Origin of the sequence: Kitasatospora sp. A2-31 (assembly GCF_022288725.1) — a bacterium.
Lineage (GTDB): Bacteria > Actinomycetota > Actinomycetes > Streptomycetales > Streptomycetaceae > Kitasatospora.
On record NZ_JAKNTA010000007.1, the window covers coordinates 74746 to 86210 of the forward strand.

At 71.5% G+C, this 11465-nt stretch carries 12 protein-coding genes; 10 read left to right on the forward strand and 2 right to left on the reverse strand.

Going from position 1 to position 11465, the window contains the following annotated elements; translation table 11 throughout:
• Positions 1-198: 198 nt before the first annotated feature.
• The 9 genes from MCM47_RS20590 (at position 199) to MCM47_RS20630 (ending at position 7415) form a co-directional block, all read left to right on the forward strand.
• Complete coding sequence (locus MCM47_RS20590) at positions 199-1038, forward strand: metalloregulator ArsR/SmtB family transcription factor (RefSeq protein WP_238863124.1); 840 nt, start codon at positions 199-201, stop codon at positions 1036-1038.
• A gap of 9 nt (positions 1039-1047) precedes the next feature.
• On the forward strand, positions 1048-2463 hold the full coding sequence (sufB, locus tag MCM47_RS20595; RefSeq protein WP_238863125.1) for a Fe-S cluster assembly protein SufB: 1416 nt from the start codon (positions 1048-1050) through the stop codon (positions 2461-2463).
• 57 nt (positions 2464-2520) lie between these two features.
• A complete protein-coding gene (sufD, locus tag MCM47_RS20600; protein WP_238863126.1) occupies positions 2521-3753 on the forward strand; it encodes a Fe-S cluster assembly protein SufD in 1233 nt (410 codons plus the stop codon).
• 5 nt (positions 3754-3758) lie between these two features.
• Positions 3759-4076 carry a bifunctional 3-phenylpropionate/cinnamic acid dioxygenase ferredoxin subunit gene (locus MCM47_RS20605; RefSeq protein WP_238863127.1) on the forward strand — a complete coding sequence of 106 codons (318 nt, stop codon included), beginning with the start codon at positions 3759-3761 and terminating at the stop codon, positions 4074-4076.
• Positions 4077-4082: 6 nt separating this feature from the next.
• A complete protein-coding gene (gene sufC, locus MCM47_RS20610) occupies positions 4083-4847 on the forward strand; it encodes a Fe-S cluster assembly ATPase SufC (RefSeq protein ID WP_238863128.1) in 765 nt (254 codons plus the stop codon).
• A 23-nt stretch (positions 4848-4870) separates the two neighbouring features.
• Positions 4871-6118 carry a cysteine desulfurase gene (locus MCM47_RS20615; RefSeq protein WP_255752620.1) on the forward strand — a complete coding sequence of 416 codons (1248 nt, stop codon included), beginning with the start codon at positions 4871-4873 and terminating at the stop codon, positions 6116-6118.
• Between the two features lie 19 nt (positions 6119-6137).
• The gene (gene sufU, locus MCM47_RS20620) at positions 6138-6590 is read left to right on the forward strand and encodes a Fe-S cluster assembly sulfur transfer protein SufU (protein ID WP_238863130.1); all 453 of its coding nucleotides are present in this window, start codon (positions 6138-6140) and stop codon (positions 6588-6590) included.
• A 21-nt stretch (positions 6591-6611) separates the two neighbouring features.
• Positions 6612-6992, forward strand: coding sequence for a metal-sulfur cluster assembly factor (locus tag MCM47_RS20625; RefSeq protein ID WP_255752591.1), 381 nt, complete (start codon positions 6612-6614; stop codon positions 6990-6992).
• Between the two features lie 96 nt (positions 6993-7088).
• Positions 7089-7415, forward strand: coding sequence for a Uma2 family endonuclease (locus MCM47_RS20630; protein ID WP_238863131.1), 327 nt, complete (start codon positions 7089-7091; stop codon positions 7413-7415).
• 65 nt (positions 7416-7480) lie between these two features.
• Here the strand turns inward: MCM47_RS20630 and MCM47_RS20635 are convergent, their stop codons facing one another.
• Complete coding sequence (locus MCM47_RS20635; protein WP_238863132.1) at positions 7481-8812, reverse strand: MFS transporter; 1332 nt, start codon at positions 8810-8812, stop codon at positions 7481-7483.
• 328 nt (positions 8813-9140) lie between these two features.
• On the opposite strand from MCM47_RS20635, the gene MCM47_RS20640 reads away from it, so the two are divergent.
• Positions 9141-10796 carry a hypothetical protein gene (locus MCM47_RS20640; protein WP_238863133.1) on the forward strand — a complete coding sequence of 552 codons (1656 nt, stop codon included), beginning with the start codon at positions 9141-9143 and terminating at the stop codon, positions 10794-10796.
• 154 nt (positions 10797-10950) lie between these two features.
• On the opposite strand, the gene MCM47_RS20645 is transcribed toward MCM47_RS20640, so the two are convergent.
• On the reverse strand, positions 10951-11394 hold the full coding sequence (locus MCM47_RS20645) for a VOC family protein (protein WP_238863134.1): 444 nt from the start codon (positions 11392-11394) through the stop codon (positions 10951-10953).
• Between the last annotated feature and the right edge of the window lie 71 nt (positions 11395-11465).

Consider the following 11465-nt stretch of genomic DNA (forward strand, 5'->3'; position numbering starts at 1 on the left):
CCGGCCTGACGTGGAAGCCTCGCAGGTCAGCCCGCTGCGGCCCGCGACGGCCGCGGCCCGACCGGGCGGGACGAGGCCCGTCCTGATCGTTCCCGCAGGTCAGGTAAGCCTTACCTGCGTGACAGATGACACGAGTGAGGCCTGCATCACGGCTTGTCTCGCCGGAAGTAATTACGCAACAATCGTGTTGTGAAAAACATGCGCGAGCACACCCCGCAGCAGGAGGCCGAGTCGGCCCCCGGCTGCGCCGTGCCCGCGACGGCGGCCGAGGTGCTGCTGGAGGGCCACCGCGCCACCCGGGACCGGGTCGCCCGGTCGATCCTCGACCACGGCCCCTCCTCCGCCGCCGACCTGGCGAGCCGGCTCGGCCTCACCGCCGCCGCCGTCCGCCGCCACCTGGACGGACTGACCGCCGCCGGCCTGGTCGACGCCCGCGAGCAGCGGGTGTACGGCAGCCGCGGCCGGGGCCGTCCGGCCAAGGTCTTCGCGCTCACCGACGCCGGCCGGGACGCCTTCTACCAGGCGTACGACCAGCTCGCCGCCGACGCGCTGCGCTGGATCTCGGACACCGTTGGCGGTGGCAAGGCCGGCGAGGAGGCGGTCGCCGCCTTCGCCCGGGCCCGGTTCGGGCGACAGGGCGAGCGCTACCTCGACGCCGTGCGCCGGGCCGAGGCGGGGGAGCGCGCCGAGGCCCTCGCCCAGGCCCTGAGCGCCGACGGGTACGCTGCCACGGTGCGGCGGGTCCCGTCGGCCGCGGCGAAAGCCCCGGCGGGCGCCCAGCTCTGCCAGCACCACTGCCCGGTCGCGCACATCGCCGAGCAGTTCCCGCAGCTGTGCGAGGCGGAGACCGAGGTCTTCTCCCAGCTGCTGGGCACCCATGTGCAACGGCTGGCCACCATCGCCCACGGCGACGGGGTCTGCACCACCTATGTGCCGGCACCCGGTGCCGCATCGTCGCCCACCCTGCGTTCCGCGGGCGGTTCCGATGCAGTGCCGACTGCCGGTACGTCCACCGAAGACTCAGCGTCCGCGCGTTAGGAAGCTCGCATGACTGACACCGTTTCGCACCCGGAGCTCGAAGGCCTGGGCACCTACGAGTACGGCTGGGCCGACCCGGACACCGCGGGTGCCGCTGCCAAGCGCGGTCTCAGCGAGGACGTCGTCCGCGACATCTCCGCGAAGAAGAACGAGTCCGAGTGGATGCTGAACCTGCGGCTCAAGGGCCTCAAGCTGTTCGGCAAGAAGCCCATGCCGACCTGGGGCTCCGACCTCTCCGGCATCGACTTCGACAACATCAAGTACTTCGTCCGCTCGACCGAGAAGCAGGCCGAGTCCTGGGAGGACCTGCCCGCGGACATCAAGGCGACGTACGACAAGCTGGGCATCCCGGAGGCGGAGAAGCAGCGCCTGGTCGCCGGTGTCGCCGCGCAGTACGAGTCCGAGGTCGTCTACCACCAGATCCGCGAGGACCTGGAGGAGCAGGGCGTCATCTTCCTGGACACCGACACCGCGCTGCGCGAGCACCCGGAGATCTTCCAGGAGTACTTCGGCACCGTCATCCCGGCCGGCGACAACAAGTTCGCCGCGCTGAACACCGCGGTGTGGTCCGGCGGCTCCTTCATCTACGTGCCGAAGGGCGTCCACGTCGACATCCCGCTGCAGGCCTACTTCCGGATCAACACCGAGAACATGGGCCAGTTCGAGCGGACGCTGATCATCGTCGACGAGGACGCCTACGTCCACTACGTCGAGGGCTGCACCGCGCCGATCTACTCCTCCGACTCGCTGCACTCCGCGGTCGTCGAGATCATCGTCAAGAAGGGCGGCCGCTGCCGCTACACGACGATCCAGAACTGGTCGAACAACGTCTACAACCTGGTCACCAAGCGCGCCGTGGCGTACGAGGGCGCGACCATGGAGTGGATCGACGGCAACATCGGTTCCAAGGTCACCATGAAGTACCCGGCCGTCTACCTGATGGGCGAGCACGCCAAGGGCGAGACCCTGTCGATCGCCTTCGCCGGTGAGGGCCAGCACCAGGACGCCGGCGCCAAGATGGTCCACATGGCGCCGAACACCTCCTCCAACATCGTCTCCAAGTCGGTGGCGCGGGGCGGCGGCCGCACCTCCTACCGCGGTCTGATCGAGATCGGCGAGGGCTCCAAGGGCGCCAAGTCCAACGTGCTCTGCGACGCCCTGCTGGTCGACACCATCTCGCGCTCGGACACCTACCCGTACGTGGACGTCCGCGAGGACGACGTGTCCATGGGCCACGAGGCGACGGTCTCCAAGGTCAGCGAGGACCAGCTCTTCTACCTGATGAGCCGCGGCATGACCGAGTTCGAGGCGATGGCGATGATCGTCCGCGGCTTCGTCGAGCCGATCGCGCGTGAGCTGCCGATGGAGTACGCGCTGGAGCTGAACCGGCTGATCGAGCTGCAGATGGAGGGCTCCGTCGGCTGACGGGAAGCCGCACGCAGTCCTTGTCCGCATTCTTAGGAAGAGAGCACTACGACAGCCATGGCTGACGTCAACACCCCCACCGGCTCCACCACCGCCGGGTCGATCGAGGTCGGTACCGCCGGCGCGGGCGCGCAGCTCGCCGGCCCCGGCACCGGCCGTGCCACCGTCCAGCAGCCGATCGACGCCCGCGTCGCGGTCAGGCCCTCCTACGAGGTCGGCGACTTCCCGGTGCCGACCGGCCGCGAGGAGGACTGGCGGTTCACCCCGCTGCACCGCCTCGGCGGTCTGCACGACGGCAGCGCCGCCGCCGCGGACAAGGGCGAGGACAAGGTCGAGCTGAGCCTGCCGGACGGCGTCACCGCCGAGACCGTCGGTCGTGACGACGCCCGCCTCGGCAAGGCCGGCAAGCCGGTCGACCGGGTCGCCGCGCAGGCGTACAGCGCCTTCGAGCAGGCGCTGGTCGTCACCGTCCCCAAGGAGACGGTGCTCACCGAGCCGGTCAAGATCGACGTGCACGGCGAGGGCGGCACCCGCTTCGCCCACGTGGTCATCGACGTCAAGCCGTTCGCCGAGGCGGTCGTGGTGCTGAACCACACCGGCACCGGCACCCGCGCCGCCAACGTCGAGCTGCTGCTCGGCGACGGCGCCAAGCTCACCTTCGTCTCGGTCCAGGACTGGGACCGGGACGCGGTGCACGCCGCCCAGCAGACCGCCCTGGTCGGCCGGGACGCCTCGCTGAAGTCCGTGGTCGTCACCTTCGGCGGCGACCTGGTCCGCATCCACCCGCGGGTCACCTACGCGGCGCCCGGCGGCGAGGCCGAGCTGTTCGGCCTCTACTTCGCCGACGCCGGCCAGCACCTGGAGCACCGTCTGGTCATCGACCACGACACCCCGCACTGCCGCTCCAACGTCGTCTACAAGGGCGCGCTGCAGGGCCAGGACGCGCACGCGGTCTGGGTCGGCGACGTGCTCATCCGCGCGGCCGCCGAGGGCACCGACACCTACGAGCACAACCGCAACCTGGTGCTCACCGACGGCGCCCGGGTCGACTCGATCCCCAACCTGGAGATCGAGACGGGCGAGATCGTCGGCGCCGGACACGCCTCCGCCACCGGCCGCTTCGACGACGAGCAGCTGTTCTACCTGCAGGCCCGCGGCATCCCGGCCGACGAGGCCCGCCGCCTGGTGGTGCGCGGCTTCTTCGCCGAGCTGGTCCAGCAGATCGGTGTCGCCGAGATCCAGGACCACCTGATGGAGAAGATCGAGGCCGAGCTGGAAGCGGCGGTCTGAACCCGATGAGTTTTCTCCGCGCCTGCGCGCTCAGTGAGCTGGCCGAGGACGTGCCCAAGCGGGTCGACCTCAACGGCGTGCCGGTGTCCGTCGTCCGCACTGACGAGGGGGTGTTCGCGATCAACGACACCTGCTCGCACGCGAACGTCTCGCTCTCCGAGGGCGAGGTCGAGGACTGCATGATCGAGTGCTGGCTGCACGGCTCCAGCTTCGACCTGCGCACCGGCAAGCCCTCGGGCCTGCCCGCCACCAAGCCGGTCGCTGTCTACCCCGTAAAGATCGAAGGGGACGATGTGCTCGTCTCCGTCAACCAGGAGTCCTGAGTACACATGGCAACCCTTGAAATCCGTGACCTGCACGTCTCCGTCGAGGCGGAGAACGGCCCCCGGGAGATCCTGAAGGGCGTCGACCTGACCGTGAAGCAGGGCGAGACCCACGCCATCATGGGTCCGAACGGCTCCGGCAAGTCCACCCTGGCCTACTCGCTCGCCGGCCACCCCAAGTACACCGTCACCGGCGGCTCGGTGCTGCTGGACGGCGAGGACGTGCTGGAGATGTCGGTCGACGAGCGCGCCCGCGCCGGCGTCTTCCTGGCGATGCAGTACCCGGTCGAGGTTCCCGGCGTCTCGGTCTCCAACTTCCTGCGCACCGCCGCCACCGCGGTCCGCGGCGAGGCCCCCAAGCTGCGCACCTGGGTGAAGGAGGTCAAGGAGGCGATGGCCGCCCTCCAGATGGACCCGGCCTTCGCCGAGCGCAACGTGAACGAGGGCTTCTCCGGCGGTGAGAAGAAGCGCCACGAGATCCTCCAGCTGGAGCTGCTCAAGCCGAAGATCGCGATCCTCGACGAGACCGACTCCGGCCTGGACGTCGACGCGCTGCGCATCGTCTCCGAGGGCATCAACCGGGTCCGCGAGACCGGCGAGGTCGGCACCCTGCTGGTGACCCACTACACCCGCATCCTGCGCTACATCAAGCCCGACCACGTCCACGTCTTCGCGGGCGGCCGCATCGTCGAGTCCGGCGGTGCCGAGCTGGCCGACAAGCTGGAGGAGGAGGGCTACGAGGCCTACGTGAAGGGTGGCGCTTCCGAGTGACCCGTGCTCACGAGTCGGCGGCCCTGAAGGGCCTGCTCGACACCGACGCGATCCGCAAGGACTTCCCCGTCCTGCAGCGGCTGCTGCACGAGGAGAAGCCGCTGGTCTACCTGGACAACGCGGCCACCTCGCAGAAGCCGCGCCAGGTGCTGGACGCGCTGAACGCCTACTACGAGCGGCACAACGCCAACGTCCACCGCGGCGTGCACGTGCTGGCCGAGGAGGCCACGGCGCTGTACGAGGGCGCCCGTGACAAGGTCGCGGCGTTCATCAACGCGCCCAGCCGCAACGAGGTGATCTTCACCAAGAACGCCTCGGAGTCGCTGAACCTGGTCGCCAACATGCTCGGCTGGGCCGACGACCCCTACCGGGTGGACCAGGACTCCGAGATCGTCATCACGGAGATGGAGCACCACTCCAACATCGTGCCGTGGCAGCTGCTCTCGCAGCGCACCGGTGCCAAGCTGAAGTGGTTCGGGCTGACCGACGAGGGCCGGCTCGACCTCTCCGCCATCGACGAGCTGATCACCGAGAAGACCAAGGTGGTCTCCTTCACCCTGGTCTCCAACCTGCTCGGCACCGTCAACCCGGTCGAGACGATCGTGCGCAAGGCCCAGTCGGTCGGTGCGCTGGTCGTGATCGACGCCTCGCAGGCCGCGCCGCACATGGTGCTGGACGTGCAGGCGCTGGAGGCCGACTTCGTGGCCTTCACCGGCCACAAGATGCTGGGCCCGACCGGCATCGGCGTGCTCTGGGGCCGCCAGGAGCTGCTGGAGGACCTCCCGCCGTTCCTCGGCGGCGGCGAGATGATCGAGACCGTCACCATGGGCTCGTCCACCTACGCACCGGCGCCGCACAAGTTCGAGGCCGGCACCCCGCCGATCGCCCAGGCGGTCGGGCTGGGCGCGGCCGTCGACTACCTGTCCGGCATCGGCATGGAGAAGATCGCCGCCCACGAGCACGCGATCACCGAGTACGCGGTCGAGCGCCTGCTGGAGGTCCCGGACCTGCGGATCATCGGCCCGCGCACGGCCGTGGACCGCGGCGCCGCGATCTCGTTCACGCTGGGCGACATCCACCCGCACGACGTGGGCCAGGTGCTGGACGAGCAGGGTATCGCCGTCCGGGTCGGCCACCACTGCGCGCGGCCGGTCTGCCTGCGGTACGGAATTCCGGCGACCACGCGGGCGTCGTTCTACCTGTACTCGACGCCGGGCGAGGTCGACGCCCTGATCGCCGGCCTGCACCACGTCCGGAACTTCTTCGGCTGACGGGACGGGGCACGCGATCATGAAGCTCGACTCGATGTACCAGGACATCATCCTGGACCACTACCGCAACCCCCACGGCAAGGGGCTGCGGGACGGCGACGCCGAGGTGCACCACGTCAACCCGACCTGCGGCGACGAGATCACCCTGCGGGTGAAGCTCGACGGTGCCAAGGTCGCGGACGTCTCGTACGAGTCGCAGGGCTGTTCCATCAGCCAGGCCAGTGCGTCGGTGCTGAACGACCTGGTGGTCGGCAAGACCGTGGGCGAGGCGCAGACCGTCCAGGAGGCCTTCTTGGAGCTGATGCAGAGCAAGGGCCAGGGCGAGGGGGACGAGGAGGTGCTGGAGGACGCGATCGCGTTCGCCGGCGTCTCCAAGTACCCCGCCCGGGTCAAGTGCGCCCTGCTGAGCTGGATGGCCTGGAAGGACGCCACCGCCCAGGCGCTGGCCGCACGACCCGCCCTGAACGACTGAAGCAGAAGAGGAGGACAGACCATGAGTGACACCGAGACGCCCGCCCCTTCCGCCGAAGAGGCGCCGCTGGGCATCGTCGGCACCACCGCCGGCACCGTCTCCGTCGAGGACCTGACCGAGGCCCTGATGGACGTCGTCGACCCCGAGCTGGGAATCGACGTCGTCAACCTGGGCCTGATCTACGGCATCCACATCGACGAGTCGGACGTGGCCACCATCGACATGACGCTCACCTCGGCGGCCTGCCCGCTGACCGACGTCATCGAGGACCAGGCCAAGACCGCCACCGACGGCCTCGTCCAGGACCTGCGCATCAACTGGGTCTGGATGCCGCCGTGGGGCCCGGACAAGATCACCGACGACGGCCGCGAGCAGCTGCGCGCCCTCGGCTTCAACGTCTGACGGTCGGGCCTTCGTCAACCCGCTGCCGCGCGAGTCTCTCCTTCGGGGGAAGTGTTCGCGCGGCAGTGGTATATCTGCCAGCGGGCGGCCAGGGTGGTGCCGCGACCGCACCTCCTGCCGGAGCAGATCGGCCTGGTGGTCGAGGTGACGTCCTCCTCCAACGCGCACAACGATCGCCGTCCCGTACTCGGTCGACGGGTCAAGCCCACGAAGTGGAGCGGCTACGCCCGCACCGGTGTGCCGTACTACGTGCTGGTGGACCGGGACCCACGAAACCCGGGGATCACCCTGTTCGGAGAACCGGACCGTAAGGAGGGCAGCTACGCGGTGCTCGGTGAGTGGAAGTTCGGCGATCAGGTGCGGCTGCCGAATCCGTTCGGATTCGACTTCCGTACGAGCACCTGGAAGCCCCGGACCGCTTAGGAGCCCTCACACGACGCCGCCGGCGGGACGGAGATCCGTCCCGCCGGCGGCGTTCGTGCGTGGGGTCAGCCGCGCTTCGGGCTCCGGGCCACGGCCAGGGCCAGGCCCGCGCAGGCGACGGCGGCGAGGGTGGCGAAACCGCTGACGGCGGGGAGCAGACCGTAGCGCTGGGTGAGGGCGCCGACGGCGATGATGGGTGCGGAGCTGCCGAGGTAGACGATGATCCACAGGGAGCTCAGCTCCGAGCCCCGCCGCTCCGGGTTCATCGCGGCGACGGCCGCGGTGAAGAGCGAGCGGAAGGCGACGCCCTGGCAGATGCCGCCGAGGACGCTGCCGATGAACAGCAGCGCCGGGGTGCCGGTGTACTGGGCCGTGACGACCAGGCCGAGGCCGGTCGCCAGGCCGGTCATGCCGAGGGCGATGACCAGGCGGTCCGCGGTCGGCGGGACGAGCAGCTGGGCGACGGCGGAGGAGCCGAGCAGCAGGGCGGCCACGATCGCACCGGTCAGGTGCGAGGAGGTGTGCAGCAGCCGGGCGGAGAAGGCCGGGGCGAGCGCCAGGTAGACGCCGAAGACGCCGTAGGAGACGAACCCGGCGCCGGCGGCGAGCAGGAACTCGCGGCGGCCGGCGGTCGGCAGGGCGAGGCGCTGCGGGCGCAGGTGGGCCGGGGTGGTGATGCGCGGCGGGGAGGCCGGCGGGCGGTTGCGGCCGGGCATCCGCGGGTGCACCACGGCGAGCGGCACGCAGAGCGCCAGCAGGCCGACGGCGTGCAGCAGGAACGGCGTCAGCAGCGGGTCGGACCCGCCGGACAGCAGGGCGCCGACGATCGGGCCGATCGCGACGCCGCCCGCGGAACAGGCCAGGGTGAGCTTGGCGGCCAGGGTGGGGCGCTCCGGCAGCAGGTCGCCGAGGGCGGCCCCGGCGGCACCGGTGGACAGGCCCACCGCGATGCCCTGGACGGCGCGGCCGGCGGCGAGCTGCCAGAAGCCGCCGGCGGTGGCGAACACGACGTCGCCGGCGGCGGCCAGCGCCACGGCGGGCAGGATCAGGGCGCGCCGGCCGAGGTGGTCGGACCAGTGGCCGACCACGGCCAGGACGGGGACCAGCGCGAACACGTAGACCGTGAAGAGGATCGTGGTGTCGAGCGGGGTCAGGGAGAGGCGCTGCTGGAGGAGCGGGTAGATCGGCGTCGCCAGATTGGCACCGATCAGCATCAGCAGCAGCGCGGTCGACACCAGGCCGACGCGGACGCCGCGCAGCGCGTTCCAACGGCTGATCGCGGCGAGCTGGAGCTGGGCGCGCGGCGCGAGCTCCAGAGGAAGCAGGGCCTCCGACAGTCGGCGTCCGTCGAGCTGCGCGGTGCGCAGCCCGGGGCCGGCGGGGGAGAGGTCCGCCATGTAAGGGATCTCCTGAGGCAGGGCACCACCGGGTCGGCGGGGTGTGCCGGCGCACCCGTCCTGAGGCGCTGTGGTGGTGGCCGCGGTGCGGGGGCTCCCTGGTGGAGCGGATGAGCTGTGGGGTGGGCGTCGTTGCCCGGTGGGCCGCGCGGGGTGGGCACGGCACCGCTTCGAAGGATAAGGGGTGGGCGCACGGTCGCGGCGCGCGCCCCTGGAGGCCGGGCGCCGGAGGTGCCCGGCCTATACGCTGAGGTGGTGGACCGGCACACGGAGCTGATTTCCGGGGTGTCGATCGGCTGACCGCTCGGTGTAGGGAGAACGCACAACGATGGCCGGACGACGTCGGAAGAACGCTGGGCCCTCGTCGGAGGGGGCGCCGGACGAGGGGTCGGCCGGGGCGGTGCTGCCGGCGGATCTGGAGCTGCAGGACCTCTACGGGGCGTTCGCCGCGCACGGTCTGGACGACGACGAGGACCTGGACGACGCGGCCGTGCTGGTGCCGCCGGTCAAGCTGCCGTCCGAGACGGAGCTGACCGCGCAGGCGAAGGCCGTACCGATGTTCGGGTACGCGCTGAAGCTGGCCCGCTGGACGGCCCCGCACCGGCCGGTGGACGAGCACGGCGACCTGACCGGCCCGGACCGGGTGCCCGCGGCCCGGCTGCTGGGACTCGCCCCGGAGCAGGGCGACGCGCCGGAGGAGGCGGTGGTCGAGGCGATGCGGGCCTGGTCGCTGGCGTGCGACCTGGACCTGATCGAGATCGGCACCACCGCGGCCGGCGAGCACGTGGCCATCCCGGGACCGGACCTGGAGCCGGCCGAGCAGGGGGACCCGGAGACCGTCCTGGAGCTGTGGCTGACCGCCGCCGGGATCGTCCGGGAGCTGGCCGTGGAGGCGGACTCGCTGCCCGAGGGCGAGGAGGCCGGCGGGGCGGCCGAGCCGGGTGCCGAGGCCGAGGAGGACGAGGAGAGGCTGGCGCAGGTCGAGGACGCCCGGGACGAGGCCGCCGAACTGCTCGACGAGGCGCTGCAGGTGCTGTACGAGACCACGGCGTTCGCCGAGCCGGGCACCGAGACCGTGCCGCTGGGCGTGCTGGCCGCGCTGCTGGTGGTGCCGGAGGGGGAGGAGCCGAGCGAGGAGCTGCTCGGCGACATCACCGATGTGATGGTCGCCCTGGATCCGATGCTGGGCGATCTCGCCGAGCTGGGCGTACTGGACTACCGCCCGATCGACCCGGAGCTCTTCGACGAGGAGGAGGGCGAGGAGGGCGGGGAGCCGGCGCTCACCGCGGCCGGCGAGGAGCCGCTGGACGAGGAGGAGTCGGCCCGTTTCGGGCTGGTCCGGCTGACCCCGCTCGGCCAGTACGGCATCCGGAAGTGGCTGCTGGAGGACGGCTACGACGCCCCGCTGGTCGGCGACCTGGCCCGGGGCGACGCCGTCGAGCTGCTGCGGGGTGTCTGCGAGGCCGCCAACGTCCTGCCGGACGAGGAGCTGAAGGTCTGGATCACCGGCCGGGAGCCGGCGGCGGCGGCGCGCGAGCTGCTGGCCGCGGCGCGCGGCAGCGATGCGTACGCGCCGATGCGGCGGATGCTCTGCCAGCTCGCGCTGACCATGCTGGGCGAGGGCGCCGAGCCCGCCGTCCGGGAGGTGTTGGACGACCCGGAGCTGGGCGGGGGCGCGCGGGCGTGGCTGGTCGGTCGCGGGGCCGCCGACGTGCCGGCGCCGGAGCGGGCGATGGCGCTGTGGACGGTGGTGGACACCTTCGCCGCCCAGCTGCTCGACACGGGCGGCGATGCGGAGATGCTGCGCGAGCTGATCGCCGACCTGCCGGTGACGGACAACCCGGCGAGCTACTTCGGCGAGCTCTGGCGGGTCGACCACCCTTACACGGCGGACGTGCTGGAGGTGGTGGGCGAGCTGCACCTGGACCGCGCGGTGGCCAAGGAGGCCCGCAAGGCCGCCTTCAAGGCGCGTTCCAAGGGCTGACGCCTGGATCGCCTGGATCCGCCCCCCCCCGCGGGAGCCCTCGGGCCCTGCGGGGTGCCGGGGCTCACGGCGGCAAGGCGTACGGCGGGCCGGGCTCGTGGCGCCGGCTCAGGCCGGGCGGGGCCCGGCCGGGCGGGCTCGTGGCGGGCCGCGCTCACGGGAGGTCGAGCGAGCCGTCCTCGGTGAAGGGGAAGAACGGGTTGTGGGCCAGCTCCCAGAGGTGGCCGTCCGGGTCCTCGAAGTAGCCGGAGTAGCCGCCCCAGCTGGTGGGCTCCGGCGCCTTGACCACCGTGGCGCCGGCCTCGACGGCCGTCCGCAGGGCGGCGTCCACCCGGTCGGGCGACTCAAGGTTCACCGCCAGGGTGACGCCCCGGAAGGACGGCTCGCCGGTGTCGGGCACGCCCGCGTCGGCGGCCAGCTCGTCGTGGGGGAAGAGGCCGAGCACCGAGTCGGCGGTGCGGAACCAGACGATCTCGGGGCTGGAGGCGGACGAACGGCTCCAGCCGAGCGCCTCGTAGAAGCGGGCGCTGCGGTCGAGGTCGCCGACGCCGAGGGTGACGATGCTGATCCGGGCCGGGAAGTCCTTGTGCGCTGTCATGCCCGACAGCGTAGGAAGCCGGACTGACAACCCGGGCCCTGACACGGCCGCGCCCGGCGGATCCGTGCCCC